This is a genomic window from Perlucidibaca piscinae DSM 21586, assembly GCF_000420045.1.
Lineage (GTDB): Bacteria > Pseudomonadota > Gammaproteobacteria > Pseudomonadales > Moraxellaceae > Perlucidibaca > Perlucidibaca piscinae.
This window is the reverse complement of record NZ_ATUE01000006.1, coordinates 268,116-288,365: the sequence shown is the minus strand read 5'-3', so window position 1 is coordinate 288,365 and position 20,250 is coordinate 268,116. Positions and strand designations below refer to the sequence as shown.

Genomic DNA, 20,250 nt, shown 5'->3' with positions numbered 1-20,250 from the left:
AGCTGGCTAGACTGCCCTCATACCGCACTGAGTCATCACCATGAAACCTGAAACCGAACACTTCCTCGTGCTGTCCGCCCTGGGCAGCGACCGCGCCGGCATCATTGACGAACTGGCGCGTGCCGCCAGTGACACGCGCTGCAACATCGCCGACTCGCGCATGGTGGTCATGGGCCTGGAATTCGCCATCATCATGATGGTCTCGGGCACCTGGGACGCCATCGCCAAGCTCGAATCGCAGCTGCCCGCCGTCGGCCGCCGCCTGGGTCTGGACATCCTGTCGCGCCGCACCGAACAGCGTCCGGCGCAGAAGGAATCGATTCCCTACAGCGTGCACGTGATCGCCCTCGACAACCCCGGCATCGTGCACGAGATCGCCAACTTCTTCGCCAGCCAGGGCATCAACATCGAAGCCATGGAAACCAGTACCTACGCCGCACCACACACCGGCTCGCAGATGTTCGCGCTGTCCATGACCGTGAACATTCCGGGCCGGGTGCACATTGCCTCTCTGCGCGAAAACTTCATGCTGTTCTGTGACGACCGCAACCTCGACGCCATCATCGAACCCTACAAGGCCTGAGCCTGGAACCCCCCATGAACGTCAGCATCGGAAACCTCGTCCCCGACTTCACCATCGCCGCCACCGGCGATACCACGGTCACCCTGTCGGCCCTGCGCGGCAGCAAGGTCGTGCTGTACTTCTACCCCAAGGATGCCACCCCCGGCTGCACCCTGGAGAGCCAGCAGTTCCGCGACCTCAATGACCAGTTCAGCGCTGCCGGCGCGGTGATCTTCGGCATCTCGCGCGACAACCTGAAGTCACACGAGCGTTTCCGCAGCAACGAGTGCCTGCCCTTCGCCCTGCTCAGCGATGGCGACGAGGCCCTGTGCCGCCTGTTTGACGTGATCAAGTCGAAGAACATGTACGGCAAGCAGGTGCTGGGCATCGAGCGCAGCACCTTCCTCATCGATGGCGATGGCGTGCTGCGTCAGGAATGGCGCAAGGTCAAGCCCGAAGGCCATGCCGCCGAGGTGCTGGCTGCCGTGCAGGCGCTGGCCTGAGCCTCAGCCGGGCTGCTTGCGAATGACGAAGCAGGTCTCGCCGTCGGCAGACTCGCTCATGGCCAGCAGCTCGTGACCGGCCTGACGCAGGAACGCGGGGATGTCACGGCGCGCGCCGGTGTCACTGGTGTACACGGTCAGCTCGACGCCGGCCGCACGTTGATGCAAGCCCTGCTTCAGTCGCAGCAGGGGCAAGGGGCAGCGCAAGCCGCGCAGGTCCAGCGTATCCATCGGAGCTCAGTCTCGTGTCTAAAAGGCCACATCGCCGTCATCAGCGGCTGCTGACCGCCAGCTGCGCCCTGCTGCTGGCCCTGCCGCTGGCGGCGGCTGACGGCCGGCCACCCGTGACCGGCTTTGATCTGCCGGAGCTGGGCCAGCCCGCCGACCTGATCGCCGATCCGGCCCTGGAGCGTCGTCTCGGCCAGGCCTGGCTGCGCCAGCTGCAGGCCACCACACCGCTGTGGCGTGACGATCTGGTACGCGATTATATCGAAGCCCTGCTCTACCGTCTGGCGGCACAGGCAGACTTCAGCGCCCCGCAATTCTCGCTGGTGGTGGTCGACGACAGGCAGGTCAACGCCTTCGCCGTGCCCGGTGGCGTGGTCGGCATCAACACCGGCCTCATTCTCACCGCCGAATCGGAAGATGAAGTCGCCAGCGTGCTGGCGCATGAACTCGGCCACCTCAGCCAGCGCCATTTCGCGCGCTCGCAGGATGCCGGCAAGTACAACCAGTGGATCGCCCTGGGCGGCCTGCTCGCCAGCATCGCCGCCGCGGCCGCCGGTGGCGGCTCGGGCAGCGACCTCGGCCTTGCCGCAGGCCTCTCGGCGCAGGCTGCCGTGGCGCAGAACCAGCTGCGCTACAGCCGCCTGTTCGAGCAGGAAGCCGACCGCCTCGGCCTGCAGACCCTGACCCGCAGCGGCTACGACCCGCGTGCCATGCCGGTGTTCTTCCTGCGCATGGAACGCAGCTCGCGCCAGCTCGGCTACATCCCCGAGTTTCTGCTCACCCACCCGCTGAGCAGCAGCCGCCTGGCCGACCTGGAGCGCCGTGTCGCCACCAGCGAACGCAAGCTCAGTGCCCGCTCGCCCGACTTCAGCCTGGCCCAGGTGCGTCTGCAGGTCGCCTACAGCGCCAGCCCTGACGAGCTGGTCACGGCCTACCGCAAGGAAGTCGACAGCGGCCGCGCCTCCCAGGCCAGCCAGCTCGGACTGACCCTGGCCCTGCTGCGCACCAGCCAGCTGCCGGCAGCGCGCGCCAGCCTGGCGCCACTGCTGGCGGCCGACCCCGACCGCATCGACTACCTGCTTACCGCCAGTGACATCGCGCTGGCCGAACGGGATTACGACACCGCATGGAAACAGGCCGACAGCGCCTGGAGTCTGTACCCGGACCGGCGCGCCGCGCTTGAGCGCCTGACCCGTGCCGGCCTTGCCGCCGGCAAGGCCGATCTGCTGCGGCCGCGTCTGGACCGGGCCCTGCGCCGCTACCCGAACGACCTGCGCATCTGGCGCCAGCTCGCAGACTGTGCCGCGAGCCAGAAAGACAGCCTCACCGTGTTTCGTGCCCGCGCCGAGATCCTGTTCCTGAGCGGGCGTCTGCGCCTGGCCGAAGAGCAGATCAACAACGCCTTGCGGCTGGCGCGCGACAACTACTCGCTGACCGCCCAGCTCAACAAGCGACTGCGGGAAATGCGCGAGCTCGACGAGGAATTCCGCGGCTGAGCCGCTGCCGGCTCAGTCAACGGTTGCAACGCTGAACGCTCAGCCGCCGCGTGCGCGCTTGAGCTCGGCCGAGAAATCGAGCATGCGCTGCAGCGGCTTCATCGCCTCCACGCGCACGGCCTCATCCACGAAGATCTCCTGGCCGCCGTGCTCCAGCACATGCGCCAGGTTGTCGAGGGCGTTCATCGCCATCCACGGGCAGTGCGCGCAGGATCGGCAGGTCGCGCCATTGCCGGCGGTCGGCGCCTCCATGAAGATCTTGCCCGGCGCTGCCTGCTGCATCTTGTAGAAGATGCCGCGATCGGTGGCGACGATCAGGCGCTCGTTGGGCAGGTTCTTCGCCGCCGCGATCAGCTGCGAGGTCGACCCGACCGCATCGGCCATCTCCACCACCGAGGCCGGCGACTCCGGGTGCACCAGCACGGCGGCGTCCGGGAACTGCTGCTTGAGGTCGAGAATGCCCTTGGCCTTGAACTCCTCGTGCACGATGCAGGAGGCGTCCCAGAGAATCATGTCGGCACCGGTGACCTTCTGCACGTAGGCGCCCAGGTACTTGTCCGGCGCCCAGATGATCTTCTCGCCGAGGCCGGCCAGGTGATCGACGACATCGACCGCGATGCTCGACGTCACCACCCAGTCCGCCCTCGCCTTCACCGCTGCCGAGGTGTTGGCATAGACCACCACGGTATGGTCAGGATGCTCGTCGCAGAAGGCCGTGAAGGTCTCCGCCGGGCAGCCCAGATCGAGCGAGCAGGTCGCCTCCAGCGTCGGCATCAGCACGCGCTTCTCGGGGTTGAGAATCTTCGCGGTCTCGCCCATGAACTTCACGCCCGCCACCACCAGCGTCTTCGCCGGGTGGGCATTGCCGAAGCGCGCCATCTCCAGCGAATCGGACACGCAGCCACCGGTTTCCTCGGCCAGCGACTGCAGCTCGGGGTCGGTGTAGTAATGCGCCACCAGCACGGCATCCTGCGCCTTCAGCAAGGCCTTGATGCGCTCGCGCAGCGCGCGCTTCTCTTCCGGCGTGTGCGTGTCCACGACCTCGTGCAGATGGGCCAGGTGCTCCTGGACCAGGCGCTGGGCGGCGGGATCGACGGGCTGGGACATGACGGCCTCACGCAGGGGGCAAAAGACAGAGGCCGGATTCTAGCGCAGTGACGCGCTCAGGGCATCAGCACGACGACTGGCTGTGCCCGCGGGTGGCGAAATCGCCATCGCGGTGCCATGTCTTGAGGAGCATTCAGGCCGGGAGGCAGCGCCATGATCCGGAAACAGGCGGAATTGGCCGGGCGTTTGATTGCATGTAGCTTTTAAGTTACAGTGCCATGACCATTCATCTTGTGCATTACCAGCGCCCTGACGGCCAGCGTCCCTTGCAGCAATGGCTGCTGGGACTGCGTGATCCCGTACTGATCACCCGCATCACGACGCGACTTAATCGCCTTGCAGATGGAAATTTCGGCGATGTTCGTCCACTCCGGGCAGGCATTCTGGAGCTGCGATTGCACAGTGGTCCTGGTTACAGAATCTATCTGGGTCGCCATGGTCCGGAGTGGGACATCCTGCTGGCAGGAGGCAACAAATCCACGCAGGATCGCGACATTGCCTTGGCACTCACCTATTGGCATGACTGGAAAGCGAGACTGCGCACATGAATTACCCAGCCTCCGTGTCACATCATGCGTTCATGATTGACATGCTTCGCGCCGACAAGGCCTTCGCCAGCGAGTACCTGCGCACCGCGCTGGAAGATCTGGACAACCCCGAAGACAGAGCCATCGGGCTGATGGCTCTGCGTCATGTCGCCGAGGCCCATGGCGGCCTGGCACTGATTGCCCGTGAAGCGGGCATCTCGCGCGAGGCGCTGTATCGCTCGCTGTCTGCGCAGGGCAATCCGACACTGAAAACGCTGCTGGCCGTGCTTCATGCCGTCGGCATGCGTCTGTCGGCAGTACCGGCCGCTCCTTCTGAAACGGCGCCGGCTGGCGTCACCGAGAACACGCCATCGCCTTGACGCCCCTCTCGGTGGACGCCACTCTCGGTCAACGCGTTCGCAGTCGCTCGAACAGCGCAAACACCCCTGCCAGTGCCAGGGTGGCAATCAGGGTGATCTGCATGAACGGCAGCAGCAGACCCTGACCGCAGAAACCGCCAAGCGACGGCACGTAGGGATTGCAGCCGAAGGCCAGCAGCGTGAAGGCGATGCCGGGCGCCACGTGCAGAATGATCAGGACGTAGATGACTAAACGCGGCATGTGGAAATCCCCGATTCTTGACCAAATGTCAGCATAGCCAGCGCCGGCACGGATGGCATGGAACAGCGCGGGACAAATCAGTCGCGCAACAGCCGCGTGAGCAGCGAGTCGAGCACGGCATGGGCCTGCGCATAGGCCGAAGCCGGTGCCGCCAGAATCTCCGCCTCGCTCTGCACCCAGGCTGCCGGCTGCAGCTCGTCACCGCAGTGCGCCACCAGTGCCTGCGCCGCCTCTGGCGTGGTTTCCAGGTGGCATTGCAGGCCGATCACGCGCTCCCCGATCTGGAACACCTGATTCACGCAGGCAGCGCTGCTGGCCAGCAGTCGCGCCCCTGCCGGCAGCTCGAACGTCTCGCCATGCCAGTGAAAGACGCGGGTCTCCCCGGTCAGTCTGAGCAGGTCATCGCCGCCGGTGGTCACCGGGTGGATGTCGAACCAGCCGATCTCGCGGACCGGGTTGGAAAACACCCGCGCGCCCAGCGCGCTGGCAATGAGCTGGGCGCCCAGGCAGATGCCCAGCACCGGCTTGCCGGCCGCCATGCAGTCACGCACGAATCGCTTCTCGTCACGCAGCCAGGGCAGCTGCTGCTCGTCGTTGACGCTCATCGGCCCGCCCAGAATCAGCAGCGCATCGAAGGCATCCAGCGCCGGCAACACGGCATCCCGGGTCCAGAAGGCCGTGGTGGTCAGCACATGGCCGCGTGCGGCCAGCCAGGTCCCGATCTGGCCGGGGCCTTCGAAGTCGACGTGTTGCAGGCAGTGAATGCGCATGGAGGATCCCGGGCGGCGATGACTGACGAGGCGCAAGACTCGCGCACGCGCTGGACGGCGTCAATCCGGCGCCCGGTGCAGGTGGCTGCACGAACCGGACATGGCCACGCCACCCGCTCGCCCTCAGGCCCGGATCGCGCGCGTGATCAGGTATTCACGGCCCCAGCGCACCTTGCCGTCGGCAGCGCGATAGCCGGCGAGAAACGCCAGCATGTCACGCCGGAATGCCTCCCTGGCCGGCCCCTCAAGGCTGCCCAGGGCGCGAATGGTCGGGCCGTAGCGCGTCGAGAACAGCTCCCAGATGCTCTCCGGCGAGTCACCGAACTGCGGGCAATCGCCTTGCGTGAAGCTGATCTCGGCGAACGCGCTGCCCAGCAGCGTCCTGACCTGCTCCGGATTGCCCCAGTTGAACGGGCTGGCAAGGCCGGGCGGTGGCGGCACATGCGCATTGGTGATGCGGAACCACTGACCTATGCCGCCTTCCGGCGTCCATGCCAGGAACACCACTCGCCCGCCAGGGCGGGTGACGCGGCCAAGCTCGGCGGCAACGCGGGGCTGGTCCGGCGCGAACATGTGCCCGCAGGTGGAAAGCACGACATCGAAACTGGCATCGGCGAAGGGCAAGGCCTCGGCATCGGCCTCGAGAAACTCGATATCGTCAAAGCCGGCAGCCCTGGCCCGGTCACGCGCCACCGCCAGCAGCTCGGGCGTCAGGTCGGCACCGGTGACACGGGCGCCACGCTCGCGCGCCGCAATCGCGGTCACGCCCGTGCCGGTCGCCAGATCCAGCACCTTCTCGCCCTGGCGAACCGCGGCGACACGCAGGGTCTGGTCGGTGGAGACGGTCAGCCCGTCGGCAATGCGGTCGTATTCGCCCAGCGCCCACATGGCACGCTGACGCGTCTTGAGTTCAGTGAAATCGGTCATGGCAACCTCCGGCTCGGGATGGTGCGGAGACACGCTGACAGCAGCAGACACAGCCGGGACATGACGCGAGGCTGCCCTATGAGCATGGCACCACGACGCAGGCTCGGCAACGCTCCCGGTCGGGTTACTTCTCTACTGGCGACCGGGCGCTGCGTTACGACGCGGAAGTATGCCGAGACTGGTACAGACCATAGAGGGTCAGCCCGAGCGCAATCAGGATGGTGACGCCGCAAAGCTGAAGCGTGCTGGTCACGAGCACGCTGTCCGTTCCGTGTGGTGGGGGAAACTTCTCGTTAAGGGTCGTCATGAGTGTTGAGGTAGTCCCGGAGAACGCTGCGATGACACCCGCTGTACCGTTCGTCCACGTGCCGATCTGGAGCGTTGCGAACCACACCTTCAACGCGGAGGCCTTGAGCGCCAGGTCACGAACCAGCAAACCCAGCACGACCATCAGGACGCCATTGGCCGTGAACTCGATGTGCGCCATGACAATCCCGCGAAACCAGCTCACGGCAGAGGGCGGGATGAGCCCGACGACGCAGCCGACAATGATCTGCAGAGTACCGAGAAGCAGCGTCCAGTACCGCAGGTCATGCTTGAGTCTCTCGATGTCAATAACCATGTTGGTCTCCTGCAGGGGCAACCATTGGTGCTTCTATCATGGCACCTAACGCCAGCCTTCACCTGCGGCCCCGCAAAAGCTAAGCGGAGGCAAGCACGTCGGCTGGAAGCTCTGATTATACCTGGGCATAGACCAGCTCTCTGAAATAAGCCACGACGGCCTCCAGCGCTGGAAGGAGCTCGAAGTTAGAGCCGTCTTTTCTCCTCACGATTACACGCATCCGGCCTTCCTGCTCGTCACCGGAAACGTAGTCTTCTTCCAACGCCCTAATGGGTTCGTCTGTCTCCAGCCTCAGACATTCAATAGCGCCGCATGAATTCACTGACGAATACTGCGAGAGCTCGCCTTTATCTGTGTATAGATGCTTATAAACGTTGGATACGCTGCGAATATCTTTAAACGCTCCAGACGTCTCTTGGCATATGTGCTCTACAAACTGCCCGAGGTTTTGGAAAGGGGCCACGAGTTCGGGTTTGTGGCGCTTTGCGAAGAAAAAATAGTGGTCTGCCAGCTGAGACGCTGATACCGCAGCGTTAAATCCGCGCCGGATATCGCCGGGTTGTTCACAGCAATCAGCGAGGTTCCACTCGACGAAAGACTCTAGGAACTGTTCCGGCGTCATGCCCACTGACCGCACCTCTTTAAGGCCTAACGTTGGACTTAAGCGGCACCGGTACGGTGTCCGCTTGAAGGACTTATTAGAGCTGATTTATCTCACTTTATCTTCTAGATACTTCTTCTATAAGCCAAGTATATTTATCCTTAACTCTTTCATCTTCGAAATGTTCTCTTATTTCTGATAGCTTTCCGGTTGTTTCTGCAAGCGTTTTTCGGAACTTCCAAAGAACCTCTTCTCCAGCTAATACTAAAGAGCTATCGTTTAAGATATGACGATATGCGGTTCCTAGTGATGCATAGTTAAATTCGCCATCAAACTCAAAGAACGACTCAAATAGTTGGAATGTTTCAACGCTTCTGTATTTTGTAATGCACTCATTATCAATAAGTATTCTTGGGTTTATTGCTAGTTTTGATTCTAAATAATAAGCACGATTCATGGCTGGGCCAAAAAGTGGGCCGCCTTCCTGATGTATTAGTTTTCCCTCTGTTATGCCTCCTCGGAGCAGAAGTGAATGCTCTGACCACAACTTAATGCTGAGCTTTGCTAAAAGATCAAGAATCATTTGTGATGAAATCACATCATCAGATAATGCTGAAATAACCAAGCTATCAGAAAAGTATGTGATTGTTACGGGGTGCAAGGCTTTCATGTTCTGCGTCATTCTCTTGAGAAGGGCGCGAACATTTTCTAGTTCCTCGGGTGGGCATAGTTCATGATTTATCGAGGCATAAGCCTCTTCTTCTATGGTTTTTGGTTGAAGCGAGGATAGTGCCGAGAATATTTTCCCCGGTAGGTCGTTATCTGTTGCGCTTTTCTCAACAAGACTTCCGAATCCAAGTAAATCTATAAATGCAATAAATCTATTTTCGTACATGACTTTAACTTGCCCTAACGTTTGAGCTCAGGCCGCGACCCGTCCGGGCCGTCGCGCCTGCAGCGAATGGTTATGCGCCTGCGTTAGGCTCCTGTTCCGAAGGCAGTTCATCATCAGAAAAGTAGTCACTCCACCACTGAAGTGGCATTGGCACAGGCAAAGCGATGCCAAACCTCTTTACGATGGACTCATAGCTCCGGTCAACATATTTGCATGACCGGTACAAATAGTCCGGATCACCGTGAAGATCTATTAGTTCTGGAATTAGGTGATAACGATGCAGAGGACTCTCGCACTGCCTGCAGTTATATATGGACACATGAGGCCACATACTATGCGCTGACTGACTAAACGGCTTGTAGGCGAATTTATAAAGACCCTCACAGTCAGCCTCAATAGCCATTGACCTCGTATCTAGGTGCGCCCAATGACCAAGATTTACTTCCACCATCCACTCATGGCGCTGCGAGCTTACCCACGCCGTTTTTACTTCAACCAATTGCTCCATCTGCGAACGAAGATCGCAATCTGGCATTTCTTCAATTTCTTTCTTGTATTGTTCAATTATGAGCTTCTCCTCTCCAAGCCCATGCAATACATATTTCCTTGCACGATCGACCAGGTCTCCTAGAATCCATGCAAGCGTTATATGCAGATCAGTCTGTGCACGAAGAAATAGCGAGGCGGCATGCCCATTCCATGCTGCGGGAGATCTTGCCAATTGGATGGATAGTGTTACCTGGCGAGAGAGTAGCCCACCGATTACCGAATATGCCTCTAGGTTGGAAGGGTCTATAGGAACCTTCTGCCAAAGCTCCCGAAACGACGACTGCAAGTACGCTTCATAGTCCTGAACGAGAGCCCTCAGCTCATCCATGTGATCGCTCATTCACTTACACCCTTCCAGTACAAAGCATTTAGCCCAGAACTCGGAAATCCATCGCTCTGATACGGCCTGCTCCTCCAATAAATCACTCCCGGCATTTAGTGTGGCCCTAACGAACGACGCCACCCTCTTTGCTTCATCTGAGTCGGGGCTGGTGAAAATGGCATTCGGGTCTGGCAGATCGATTCTCTCGTGTATAAACATTTTCCCAGTTGCCATCATGGCAACAACGGCTGTCGTTTGTACTTTAGTAGCGTGGCTTGAGTACCTATTAAGCAAAGAATCTACATCTAGCTTTAGGCGTTCAATTGCAGATTGATGGTCATACTCTGGGCGATCCGGAAATATGAATGCCAGCGGGTATGCTTCGAAAAGTACGTTGTGATGCCAAAGATGCTGCTGAAGGAATGGAATTCTCTCCTGACACTTTTCGCAGTCCAGTATTTTCTGCCTCTGGGCACCCGAAAGCCGAGAAAAATTGCTTAGAAAGGAAAGGTGCGGTGCGCCATCTTCAGAAATCCCTTCCTGGCACGCTATTAGGAACTCTACGATTCCATCAACTGCACTCTTGTCCGTAGCCCTGTTAAATATTGCTGACATCCACACTAGTTCTGGAATTTTTGAGTCACGGAACGAAGTTTCTGCAATATTTGCGATCCTCATGAGAGGCGGGATTAGTCGCTTCCCTTGCCGATGATGATCGGCTAGCACTCCTTTCTTCTTTGACTCACTCACGGAGCACCTCGCGCAGCCATAGGCGCATAACGCCTAGCTTAAGCCGCGTGGCGCGAAGCGCCACGTCGGATTGAAGCGTTGGTTGGGTGGTACATTTTGATGCCTCCGCTCAGCAAACCAATTACAGGAATGCAAGAACTGCAGCCGGCAACACTAGCAGCAATGCAAGAAGGTTTTCTACGACGTGCGCCCTCTGCCAAAGACCCTGCAGGCTCATTGCAACTGCCGCAACAAGTGACGCGATGAAGCCGACCGCTAGAAATGTGCCTACCCCGCTCCACACTGGACTGGCTGGCTGACCGTCAAGACCTAGCCCCCGATATGCAATAAGCAGGAGCCCAGCGCCATAGCTCCAGCCAATGATTGCGAGAAGCAGTGCAGAAGTGCGACTCCTCATGTCTGTTACACCCAACTTAAATTCGACCGCAGTGGTGCGGTGTAAGTAATCTGAATTGCTGCGTAACACCGTTGGCGGCCATGAAAAACCCCTTGAATCAACGCCTTGAAAAACCCGTCACCGCAGCCCTGTCCGTCAACTATCGCAGCTTTTCTGTCATCCCGCGTGACAGCTGCCTGACCTCCCGACAGCCTGCTGCATAAGCTGCACGACTGGCGATATGCCGGTACCGTGTCTAGCGTTAATGACATGATTCCGCAGGCAAGAGGCGTGCATCATGTCGACAACGGCACCGGACAATCACCGCAGCACCGCCCTGCCCTTGCTGGAACAGGTCAGACGCCGCATTCGCGCCAGACACCTCAGCAGACGCACCGAGCAGGCCTACACGCACTGGATCAAGCGCTACATTCTCTTCCACGGCAAACGACACCCGGCAGACATGAACGGCCCCGACATCGAAGCGTTCCTGTCATGGCTGGCCACCGACCGCGAGGTGTCTGCCAGCACCCAGAACCAGGCATTGGCCGCACTGCTCTTTCTGTACAAGGAAGTGCTCGGACTGACCCTGCCCTGGCTCGACAAGATCACCCGCGCCAAACCCCGCGAGCGTCGACCGGTCGTGCTGTCTCACCATGAAGTCAGTGCATTGCTGGCCTGCATGAGCGGTGTCACCGGCCTCATGGCCCGCTTGATCTACGGCACCGGTATGCGGCTCATGGAGTGCTGCCAGCTGCGCATCAAGGACATCGACTTTCAGCAGCATGAAATCACGATACGTGCCGGCAAGGGCGGCAAGGATCGCGTGACCATGCTGCCTGCCAGTCTGATCACGGACCTGCAGACACAGCTGAAATCCGCTCGCCAGTGCCATGACAGCGACCGGGCGCGCGCTGAACCGGGTGTCTCCCTGCCGGATGCACTGGCTCGCAAGTACCCCGGCGCGGCAACCAGCTGGAGCTGGTTCTGGTGCTTTCCGGCAGACCACCTCTCGCTGGATCCGGTCACCGGCGTGCGACGGCGGCATCACATCTTCGAGCAGGCCGTGCAGCGTGCAATCAAGCGAGCCGTGCAGGCCGCCGACATCGTCAAGCCTGCCACCACGCATACCCTCCGTCACAGCTTTGCCACGCACCTGCTCATGGGTGGCTACGACATTCGCACGGTGCAGGAGCTGCTGGGGCATTCCGATGTGTCCACCACCATGATCTACACCCATGTGTTGAACCAGGGCGGGCGTGGCGTGATCAGTCCGCTGGACCGGCGCTGACCTGCCATCCGGGCAGGCTACCGCACGACGCGTGCAGCCACCGGCTCAAGGAAATGTGTGTGACCAAGCACGGCTGCGACAGCAAACACCGCAGCAAGTGCACCTGCCGGCATTGAACGCGAGCGGATCAAGGCGTGTCACCTGCCCGATTGGGCAGGTAGTCAGGCAACGGTTCAGGCGACTGCGTCCGCAAGACACAAACGGATTTCAACGGACTCGAACGGCACGGTCACGTTCTCGCTCGCGTCGCGGGCTACCAGCCCCAGGTTCTCCAGTGCGGCAATGTCGCCATGCACATTGGAGTAGTTTCGGCCTGCGGCCTTGGCCAGAGCATAAACGCTGCACGCCCCCTGACGACGCAGGGTATCCAGCAACTCGATGCGCGCCGGGGTGAGTTCAGAGAACAGGGCTCGTGCCGACTCGAAATGCAGTCGAAAATCGCTCTCGCCGCCTGCCGCCAGTTGCGCGGCTGCCGTGGCAAATACGCTGCTGCGTGGCGCCAGATCAATGATCGCTTTCATGTTCGCTCTCCCAGGCACGATATCGACAATGCTGCCGTCATCACGAACTTCCTTTGCCCGTACCAAAGCATGTCCAGACATATATGGCATCCTAGCAATATATTGTCCATACGCAATAGCATTCGTGTTGCATGCTTGCGATACAGATATGGACCATGCCCACCGGTTTCGCCTGTGCCGTTCGCGACAAGTACGCCGCCAGAAACAGCAAGGCCGCCTTGCGGCGGCCCTGTCATTTCCTCAGGTCATCCTTTCTGTTCAAGCGAACGCTCGAGGCCGGGACGCTCCCACTCGGGCGGCGCCCACAAGTGCTTGAGGCGCAGCCACAGCGGGCCGGGCTTGAGCATGTCCTTCACCATGTCGACGAACTCGTGAAAATTCAGCGTGATGATGTTGTTGCTGTGCACCTGGCGCACGATGCCGTATTCCACGGGTTCGACTTCTTCGGCGAAGGTGCCGAACAGGCGGTCGAAAATGATCAGCACGCCGCCGTAGTTCTTGTCGATGTACTGCGGGTTGCGGGCGTGGTGCACGCGGTGGTGCGACGGGGTCACGAACACGTACTCGAACCAGGCCGGCAGCTTGCGCACCGACTCGGTGTGCACGAAGTACTGGTAGGCCAGGTTGACCGCGTACATGGCCAGCGTCATCTCCGGGGTCACGCCGATGAGCATGAGCGGGGTGAAGAACAGCCAGTAGCCGGTCAGCGAGTACAGCATGCTCTGGCGCATGGCCGTGCTCAGCGTCATGTGCTCGCCGCTGTGGTGCACGACGTGGGCGCACCAGAACCAGCGCACGCGGTGGCTGGTGCGGTGGAACACGTAGTAGCAGAGCTCGAGCAGGATGAAGAGCGGCAGGATGGTCCAGCCGTTGAACGGCACGTCGAAGAAGCGCTGGCCGTAGACCCAGTGCATGGCCGCCATGAAGATGAACGCGTGCACGACCAGCTCGAAGGCCTGGTAGGCGGCGCCAAGGTTGAGGTTGGTCAGGATGGGCATGAGCTGGCCCTTGAAGTACTTGTCCTGGCCGCGGCGCAGCATGACGCGCCACTCGACGAAGAAGGCGCCGAGGAACAGCGGCGTGAGGCCGATCAGGATGATCTGCTTGGTGTCGACCGGAAAACCGGTGAGCTGCTCCAGCCAGTGCACCATCTGGTACAGCCATGTTTCGAGTGCTTGCATTGCATTACCCTCCTGTGATGTCAGCAGAATAGCGCGTCGGGGTAGTGATGGCTTGACGGTCACGGCCAATTTTTTGACACTTCTCGCCATGACTGACATGACCGATTCCGCCACGCCGCGCGCTGCCGCAGCGCCCCTCCCCGATGCCGCCCGCCACGGCCACGTCAGCACGGCCTATGTGCGCGTGCTGGAGGAGCTGGTGCAGGAACGTGGCGAGACGGTGGCGCAGCATCCGGCGCTGCTGGCGCTGAAGGAACGGCTGGGCGATGCCGTGGTGATGCCGATGCCGGCCTGGCGCGAGGTGCTGCAGGCGGTGTCAGCGGCCTGGCAGCGCCCGGATCTGGGCCTGATGATCGGCCGCCACATCCGCATTCATCATCTGGGGCTGTTCGGCTACGTGCTGCAGTCGTGCCTGACGCTGGGCGCGGCGATGGAGCGGCTGCAGCGCTACGAGCGCCTGATCAACGACATCAACCCGCTGCAGCGCCTGCATCGCCACGAGGGCGACACCGACTGGCTGGTGTTGCACTGGGGCACGGATCACGGTCGCCCCGGCCCGCTGGTGGACGAGTGCGCGGTGGCAACGCTGGTGCAGTGCGCACGCCTGCTGACGGGGGCGCTGGAGGCGCCGGTACAGGTGCAGTTCGTGAACCCGGCGCCGGCGGACGTGGCGCCCTACACCGCCTTCTTCGGGGTGACACCGACGTTTTCGGGGACGGATACCGAGGTGCGCATTCCAGCGGTGGTGCTGGACCTGCCGCTGCGCCAGCCCGACCCGCAGCTGCTGGGTCTGCTGGAGCGCCAGATCGACCAGCTCATGGCGCAGCTGCCGGTGGTCGACAGTGACATCGGCACCATGCGGCGCTGGCTGGCCCAGGCCCTGCGTCAGCAGCGCGCCACCCTGCCCGCGCTGGCCGAGGCCCTGCACGTGTCGGAGCGCACCCTGCACCGCCGCCTGCAGCAGGCCGGCCTGAATTTTCGCGAGCTGCTGGAGCGCACGCGCCAGCACGTGGCCGAGGAATACCTGCGCGACCCGCGCCTGACCCTCTGCGACATCGCCGACCTGCTCGGCTACGCCGAACAGAGCGCCTTCACCCGCGCCTTCACGCGCCAGACCGGCATGAGCCCCGCGCGCTGGCGGCGCCGCTACCAGCTCTGAAGGTGGTCGGCCCTGCCTGCCCTGGGGGTGTCTGTTCCCTCCAGGAATCAGACACCCCCAGGGCAGGCAGGGCTCACACGGATCAGTGCTCGATGACGCGCGGCAACGACTTCGCGAACTCTACCCAGCGCGCGACCTCGGACTCCGCCGGCAGGCGGGTGACGCGCTTGACCTTCTCGTTGGCCTCGGCGAGCTTGGCGACCAGGTTGGCCGGCACGCGGCGAGCCAGTTCGGGCACGGTATCGACGCCGGCAGCTTCGAGCAGGTCGGCGTATTCGGCACCGATGCCCTTGACCCGCGTCAGGTCGACCTTGTTGGCAAACCCCAGGATGAGCTTTTCGGCGACGCCGCTGGCCTGTGCCAGCATGTCACGGCCCTTGGCCGTCTTCGCCTTTACCAGCAGGTCTTCGGCGGTGCTGACGCCAGCCTGGATCAGCTTGGCGGCATAGGCCGGGCCGATGCCCTCGATCGCTTCCAGCTTGGTCCCCATGAGATGGTCTCCTGTGCGGTTGAATGACCATCCGAGGGTACGCCAGAGAATTGAGCGGCGTGTGACAGGTTGTCTTTTGAGCGTGCCGTTTGTCGGGTATTAGAGGTTGGCGTGCCGGGAGTGGGTTTTCGGGCCCCGTTCGGGGCCGAAATACCCACTTCCGTCACGACGGCCTCATATCGGGCAGTAGCGGTAAGTCAGACCACCAAGGCCCGAGTCACACGCTGCTGAATCCGCATTGTGGGTCGGCCATGTGCCGTCTCCGGGGATGGGCGGTGTTCGATCCCCGCAGGGGACGAACATCCCCCACCCCCGGAGCCAGCTCCAGGAGCCAGCCTCTGAATCAGAGCGGCTTCAGCTGCGCATCGAAATTCGCCATCACCGGCATCGGCAGCGCCTGAATCTCGTCGATGCGCGCCAGCTGCGCCCGGAAGTCGGCAAGGATCTCGCCGCGTGCTTCGGGCGTCAGGTAGGGCACGTGGTAGCCCACGAACGGGGGCAGCACGGTCATGCCGACATAGCCCAGGCTGCCCTGCAGCACCGGCTTGAGGATGGCGGTGATGTCGCCGTGGATGCTGCCTTCGCTGAGCATGTGCTCGCGGCCGCCGCAGGTCAGCACCAGCCAGGCCTTCTTGCCGGCAAAGCCGCCACGGTCGTAGATGCGGCGTCCGCCATAGGCACGACCGGAGACGAAGACGCGGTCTATCCAGCCCTTGAGGATGGCCGGCACCGAGAACCAGTACAGCGGAAAGGTGAACAGCACCAGGTCAGCGGCCTCGATCTTGGCCAGCTCGGCGGCGATGTCGGGGGCCAGGGTGCCGGCCTCGGTGTTGGCGCGCTGTTCGAGGGCGTAGTTGAAGTAGTCCGGGTTGCCGCGGGTGGCGAAGTCGGCCGGGCTGGCGACCGGGTTCCACTGCATGGCGTAGAGGTCGGACACGGTCACCGTGTGGCCGGCGGCGGTCAGGTCAGCCACGGCGGCATCCTTGAGGGCGGCGGTGAAGGACTGCGGCTCGGGGTGGGCGTGGACGATCAGGACCTGCATGGCGGTCTCCCTGGCAATGGCTGGACGGTGGCTGCCGGATGGTGGTGTCGCCGGCTGGCGCGAGCACGCTGTTTACCACGGCTGCCGGGGTCAGCGGTAGCGCTTGCCGTCCTTCTCCAGCCAGCCGCCGTCGTGGCGGCCGCGCGGGTCGTGATGGGTCCAGTGCACCACCCCGCCCTGCGCCGTCCACTCGTACTCGCCGCGGAAGCGGATGCGATCACCGACGACCAGGCCGTCGATGCGCGGTGCGAGGTCGATGTTGTGGGCGACGAGCACGGTCTGGCCATGCGCCAGGGTCAGCACGAAGCGCTGGTGACGGCTGCCGGTGTTGTCATCGGGCAGCAGCTTGCTGACCTCGCCGACGCCGTTGAGCCAGACGTCGCTGCGGCCCTGGCTGAAGGCCTCGGCCAGCGCCGAGACGTCGTCGTCGGGGGCCGGGTTGCTGAGCGACTCGCGGTACTGGCTGATGCCGACGATGAGCAGCAACAGCAGCAGCCAGCCGCTCCAGGCGGACTTGCCCTTGAACGCGGACATGATGGCCCGACTCAGCCGGTCACGCGCACGACGACGCGGCCGCGCACGCTGCCGGCCATGAGCTCGCCGGCGGTGCTGATGACCTGGTCGAGGCCGATGTCACGGCTGCACAGACGGTCCAGGGTGGCGCGGTCGAGCTCGGTGGCGAGCGTGGCCCAGGCGCGCTCGCGTGCGGCACGCGGCGCCATCACGCTGTCGATGCCGCGCAGGGTGACACCACGCAGGATGAACGGTGCCACCGAGGCCGGGAAGTCCATGCCCTGGGCCAGGCCGCAGGCAGTGACCACGCCGCCGTAGCGGGTCTGGGCACAGGCGTTGGCCAGGGTGTGCGAACCGACGCAGTCGACGACGGCGGCCCAGCGCTCCTTCTGCAGCGGCTTGCCGGGCTGCGACAGCGACTCGCGCGAGACCACCTCGCTGGCGCCGAGCGCGGTCAGGCTCTCGCCCAGCGCGTCGACGCGGCCGGTGCTGGCGACGACGGTAAAGCCGCGCCGGGCCAGCAGGGCCACGGCCACCGAGCCGACGCCACCACCGGCACCGGTAACCAATACCTCGCCATGTGACGGCGCCACGCCATGGTCGGCCAGGGCCAGCACCGAGAGCATGGCGGTGTAGCCGGCGGTGCCGATGATCATGCAGTCGCGGGCGCTGAGCGCCTCCGGGCGACGGATCAGCCAGTCGCCCTTGAGACGGGCCTCGCCGGCCAGGCAGCCCCAGTGCGTCTCGCCCACGCCCCAGCCGTTGAGCACGACGGCGTCGCCGGCCTGCCAGCGCGGATCACGGCTGTCGATGACGGTACCGGCGCCGTCAATGCCGGCGACCATGGGCCACTGGCGCACCACCGGCGAGCGGTTGCAGATGGCCAGGCCATCCTTGTAGTTGAGCGTGGAATGGCTGATGGCGACGTGCACGTCGGCATCGGGCAGCTGCTCGCGCTGCAGCGTGGTGAGTTCGGCGTGGAAGCCCGATTCGGGGCGGCTCAGCAGGATGGCGGGAAACGACACGATGACGGACTCCGGACGATCTCGGGACAGGTCCCCGATGGTCTGGTGTCAGCGCGCAAAAGACAAGGGCCGGTCAGAGACCGGCCCGTGCAGGCACTTGGGTGCAGACGGGCGCCGTCCGCTCAGGCGTAGTAGTCGACCGCGCCGTCAGCGCTGGCGATGGCGGAGGCCGGGGTGCTGGAGGTGTCGCTCAGGAAGCTGTCCGAACCGGTCGCTTGACCGGTCTGTCCGGCCTGCGCCTGGCCACGACCATCCCCGCCCTGCCCGCCGGCCTGTGCCGACGCGCCGTGGCTCTGGTTCTGGCCCTGGTTCAGCTGCTGCCCGGACGACTGTCCGCCCGCCTGAGCCAGAAAGCCGGTGTCGGCACGCAGCGGCTGTGCGCTGACGCGGGCGTCTTCAAGACGCATGCCCTGGGCTTCGAAGGCCTGCGCCAGACGCGGCAGCGCGGACTCGATCAGGTCCTGGGTGGCGGCATGCTGGGCCGAGAACTGCACACGGGCGACGTCATCGGCCATGCTGAGATGGACCTCGATGGGACCGAGGTCGACCGGGTTCATGGTCAGGCTGGCCTGCTGCATGCCCTGCTGCGCCATCAGCGTCAGGCGCTGGTTGAAGGCGGCGGTCCAGGCGCTGGTGTCCTGCTGGGCGTTGGGCGCCAGCGTGAACACCGGCAGCTCGCGGCTCACGGCGGGCTGTGCCAGACGCAGCGAGAACTCGCCGGACAGGCCCGGGCTGCCGCCAGTCTCACCGGCGACCATGCCGTCGAGAGCCGAGGCAGCCACCGGCTGGCCGCTGCTCATGGCATCACGCAGCACCGACAGCCAGGCCGGCGCGGCATTCAGCGATGCCACCGAGGCGGCCTGGGCATGACCGCTTCCGGTTGCGCCAAGCGCACCCGCGGCGCCGTGCGCGGCCAGCGCCGAACTGTTCTGCTGTGCCTGCACGGCCTGCTGCAGCGAGGCCTTGAGCAGGCCGTCGGGCAGCGTCTTGTCGCCTGGCGCCTCGCCGCTGTCGCCCGGCAACGCGGCCTGGCCACCGGCACGCGCCACGGCCTGGGCCAGGGCGGCGGCAGCCGGATGACCGGCAAGCTGCAGCGGCGCGGCATGGGTCAGCGCCGGCGTGAGCGCGGCGTGACCGGGCATCAGCGCCGCGCTGGAACTATCATCTGCCATCGCGGTCAGCGGGTCATCCTCGGCCGTCTCGCTGTCGCTGCCTTCGGCGCTGGCCTCGACGGCACTGTCGCTGCCTGCCACGGTGGTTGCCGACAGCATGCCGGCCAGCGTCGTGGTCACCGGCGTTGCCAGTGCGGCTGCCGTGGCATCGAGGCCGCTGGCGGCGCTGCTGTCCGTGGCAGCAGCCGTGACGGGAGTCGCAAGCTCGCCGGAAGCGGTCGCAGACGCGGTGCTGCCGACATCTGCCAGGGTGGCCTCCGTGCTGCCGGTGGCAGTCGCCGTTGCCGCGCTGGCCGCTCTCGCCGAGGTTGGCAGGCCGGTTGCGGAGGCTGGTGCAGCAGCGGTCGCGGCCGGCGATGCCTCGCCGGGCAGCATGCCCGAGAGGATGGACGCGAACGGGTTGCCGCCCTTGCCTGCCGCCGCCGGATCGGCCGACACAGCCGCCGCCGGCAGCACGCCCGACAGTGCGCTTGTGGCCTCGCGGGCCGCCAGTCCTGACATCATGTTCCTGCTCCTGCAGCGTCGCTCGCTGCGTGGGTATCCTGTGCCTGCTGCTGACGCTGGCGCAGCCAGCGCTGCCCGGCCATGTCGTCGTCGCGGGCCTGCTGCTTGCGCTCGCGCTGCAGCAGCTCCTCGTCGCGGTAGCGATCAATCAGGCCATCCAGGCTCTTCTGCTGGCGGCGCGCGTCCTGCCAGCGTGTCAAACAGACATGCACGTTCTGTTCCAGCTTGACGATTTCGGCCTGCTGCTGGCGAATCGCGTCATCCAGGCGCTGCAGGAAGTGCCGCGCGGTCTGCAGCTGCGTCAGGTTGATGACGCCGCCGCGCTGCCTGTCGAGGCCTTGACGGTATTCGTCACGGTATTCCGTCAGTTGCAGCAGCTTGTGCTGGCCGTCAGCCAGGCGCTGACGCGCCGCCGCCACCAGCTTCATGTGCTGCGCCTCGTTGCGCTGGGCGACATCGGCGACCGGTTGCAGGCGTTGCGAACGCGGCTTCATGA

25 protein-coding genes are annotated in these 20,250 nt (G+C 63.4%); 7 read left to right on the top strand and 18 right to left on the bottom strand.

Annotated elements, in window-relative coordinates; translation table 11 throughout:
• Nucleotides 1–40: 40 nt before the first annotated feature.
• Nucleotides 41–583, top strand: coding sequence for a glycine cleavage system protein R (locus tag F595_RS0105435; protein WP_022955860.1), 543 nt, complete (start codon nt 41–43; stop codon nt 581–583).
• A gap of 14 nt (nt 584–597) precedes the next feature.
• Nucleotides 598–1,065, top strand: a complete 468-nt coding sequence (locus F595_RS0105430) for a peroxiredoxin (protein ID WP_022955859.1) — start codon at nt 598–600, stop codon at nt 1,063–1,065.
• 3 nt (nt 1,066–1,068) lie between these two features.
• On the opposite strand, the gene F595_RS0105425 is transcribed toward F595_RS0105430, so the two are convergent.
• The gene (locus F595_RS0105425) at nt 1,069–1,296 is read right to left on the bottom strand and encodes a sulfurtransferase TusA family protein (RefSeq protein ID WP_022955858.1); all 228 of its coding nucleotides are present in this window, start codon (nt 1,294–1,296) and stop codon (nt 1,069–1,071) included.
• Nucleotides 1,297–1,310: 14 nt separating this feature from the next.
• Here F595_RS0105425 and F595_RS12940 point away from each other — a divergent pair, with 14 nt between their 5' ends.
• Nucleotides 1,311–2,789 (top strand): M48 family metalloprotease, encoded by a 1,479-nt coding sequence (locus F595_RS12940; protein ID WP_022955857.1) that lies wholly within the window; start codon nt 1,311–1,313, stop codon nt 2,787–2,789.
• Nucleotides 2,790–2,828: 39 nt separating this feature from the next.
• On the opposite strand, the gene nadA is transcribed toward F595_RS12940, so the two are convergent.
• Nucleotides 2,829–3,896 carry a quinolinate synthase NadA gene (gene nadA / locus F595_RS0105415; protein WP_022955856.1) on the bottom strand — a complete coding sequence of 356 codons (1,068 nt, stop codon included), beginning with the start codon at nt 3,894–3,896 and terminating at the stop codon, nt 2,829–2,831.
• Nucleotides 3,897–4,114: 218 nt separating this feature from the next.
• On the opposite strand from nadA, the gene F595_RS14470 reads away from it, so the two are divergent.
• Both F595_RS14470 and F595_RS12935 read left to right on the top strand, forming a co-directional pair.
• Nucleotides 4,115–4,444, top strand: a complete 330-nt coding sequence (locus F595_RS14470; RefSeq protein WP_084682840.1) for a type II toxin-antitoxin system RelE/ParE family toxin — start codon at nt 4,115–4,117, stop codon at nt 4,442–4,444.
• Nucleotides 4,445–4,476: 32 nt separating this feature from the next.
• Nucleotides 4,477–4,803: an addiction module antidote protein gene (locus tag F595_RS12935; protein ID WP_228126947.1), complete on the top strand. Its 327-nt coding sequence runs from the start codon at nt 4,477–4,479 to the stop codon at nt 4,801–4,803.
• 28 nt (nt 4,804–4,831) lie between these two features.
• On the opposite strand, the gene F595_RS12930 is transcribed toward F595_RS12935, so the two are convergent.
• From F595_RS12930 to F595_RS14635, 8 genes are all read right to left on the bottom strand, one after another.
• Nucleotides 4,832–5,044 carry a hypothetical protein gene (locus F595_RS12930; RefSeq protein WP_022955853.1) on the bottom strand — a complete coding sequence of 71 codons (213 nt, stop codon included), beginning with the start codon at nt 5,042–5,044 and terminating at the stop codon, nt 4,832–4,834.
• A 77-nt stretch (nt 5,045–5,121) separates the two neighbouring features.
• Nucleotides 5,122–5,814: a type 1 glutamine amidotransferase gene (locus F595_RS0105395; protein ID WP_022955852.1), complete on the bottom strand. Its 693-nt coding sequence runs from the start codon at nt 5,812–5,814 to the stop codon at nt 5,122–5,124.
• 123 nt (nt 5,815–5,937) lie between these two features.
• Nucleotides 5,938–6,741: a class I SAM-dependent methyltransferase gene (locus F595_RS0105390; RefSeq protein WP_040568137.1), complete on the bottom strand. Its 804-nt coding sequence runs from the start codon at nt 6,739–6,741 to the stop codon at nt 5,938–5,940.
• A gap of 154 nt (nt 6,742–6,895) precedes the next feature.
• A complete protein-coding gene (locus tag F595_RS0105385) occupies nt 6,896–7,363 on the bottom strand; it encodes a hypothetical protein (protein WP_022955850.1) in 468 nt (155 codons plus the stop codon).
• A gap of 115 nt (nt 7,364–7,478) precedes the next feature.
• Nucleotides 7,479–7,985, bottom strand: a complete 507-nt coding sequence (locus F595_RS0105380; RefSeq protein WP_022955849.1) for a hypothetical protein — start codon at nt 7,983–7,985, stop codon at nt 7,479–7,481.
• Nucleotides 7,986–8,082: 97 nt separating this feature from the next.
• On the bottom strand, nt 8,083–8,859 hold the full coding sequence (locus tag F595_RS14645; protein ID WP_156873807.1) for a hypothetical protein: 777 nt from the start codon (nt 8,857–8,859) through the stop codon (nt 8,083–8,085).
• A gap of 70 nt (nt 8,860–8,929) precedes the next feature.
• On the bottom strand, nt 8,930–9,748 hold the full coding sequence (locus F595_RS14640; RefSeq protein ID WP_156873806.1) for a DUF5677 domain-containing protein: 819 nt from the start codon (nt 9,746–9,748) through the stop codon (nt 8,930–8,932).
• Nucleotides 9,749–10,480, bottom strand: a complete 732-nt coding sequence (locus tag F595_RS14635; protein WP_156873805.1) for a hypothetical protein — start codon at nt 10,478–10,480, stop codon at nt 9,749–9,751. It abuts the gene before it with no gap.
• Nucleotides 10,481–11,154: 674 nt separating this feature from the next.
• Here F595_RS14635 and F595_RS0105370 point away from each other — a divergent pair.
• Entirely contained in the window at nt 11,155–12,147 is a 993-nt protein-coding gene (locus F595_RS0105370; protein WP_022955847.1) for an integron integrase, read from the top strand.
• Nucleotides 12,148–12,320: 173 nt separating this feature from the next.
• Here F595_RS0105370 and F595_RS0105365 read toward each other — a convergent pair whose 3' ends face one another.
• On the bottom strand, nt 12,321–12,668 hold the full coding sequence (locus F595_RS0105365; RefSeq protein WP_022955846.1) for an HVO_A0114 family putative DNA-binding protein: 348 nt from the start codon (nt 12,666–12,668) through the stop codon (nt 12,321–12,323).
• Between the two features lie 245 nt (nt 12,669–12,913).
• On the bottom strand, nt 12,914–13,849 hold the full coding sequence (locus tag F595_RS0105360) for a sterol desaturase family protein (protein WP_022955845.1): 936 nt from the start codon (nt 13,847–13,849) through the stop codon (nt 12,914–12,916).
• Between the two features lie 88 nt (nt 13,850–13,937).
• Here F595_RS0105360 and F595_RS0105355 point away from each other — a divergent pair, with 88 nt between their 5' ends.
• The gene (locus tag F595_RS0105355; RefSeq protein ID WP_169446959.1) at nt 13,938–15,008 is read left to right on the top strand and encodes an AraC family transcriptional regulator; all 1,071 of its coding nucleotides are present in this window, start codon (nt 13,938–13,940) and stop codon (nt 15,006–15,008) included.
• Nucleotides 15,009–15,090: 82 nt separating this feature from the next.
• Here the strand turns inward: F595_RS0105355 and F595_RS0105350 are convergent, their stop codons facing one another.
• From F595_RS0105350 to fliJ, 6 genes are all read right to left on the bottom strand, one after another.
• Entirely contained in the window at nt 15,091–15,498 is a 408-nt protein-coding gene (locus F595_RS0105350) for a DUF4332 domain-containing protein (RefSeq protein ID WP_022955843.1), read from the bottom strand.
• 343 nt (nt 15,499–15,841) lie between these two features.
• The gene (locus F595_RS0105345; protein ID WP_022955842.1) at nt 15,842–16,540 is read right to left on the bottom strand and encodes an NAD(P)H-dependent oxidoreductase; all 699 of its coding nucleotides are present in this window, start codon (nt 16,538–16,540) and stop codon (nt 15,842–15,844) included.
• A 90-nt stretch (nt 16,541–16,630) separates the two neighbouring features.
• Nucleotides 16,631–17,074 (bottom strand): DUF3465 domain-containing protein, encoded by a 444-nt coding sequence (locus tag F595_RS12925; RefSeq protein WP_022955841.1) that lies wholly within the window; start codon nt 17,072–17,074, stop codon nt 16,631–16,633.
• A gap of 11 nt (nt 17,075–17,085) precedes the next feature.
• Nucleotides 17,086–18,078, bottom strand: coding sequence for an acrylyl-CoA reductase (NADPH) (gene acuI, locus F595_RS0105335; RefSeq protein ID WP_022955840.1), 993 nt, complete (start codon nt 18,076–18,078; stop codon nt 17,086–17,088).
• Nucleotides 18,079–18,200: 122 nt separating this feature from the next.
• The gene (locus tag F595_RS0105330) at nt 18,201–19,754 is read right to left on the bottom strand and encodes a flagellar hook-length control protein FliK (RefSeq protein WP_022955839.1); all 1,554 of its coding nucleotides are present in this window, start codon (nt 19,752–19,754) and stop codon (nt 18,201–18,203) included.
• Entirely contained in the window at nt 19,751–20,248 is a 498-nt protein-coding gene (gene fliJ / locus F595_RS0105325; RefSeq protein WP_022955838.1) for a flagellar export protein FliJ, read from the bottom strand. The genes F595_RS0105330 and fliJ overlap by 4 nt, the downstream gene beginning before the upstream one ends.
• Nucleotides 20,249–20,250: the final 2 nt, after the last annotated feature.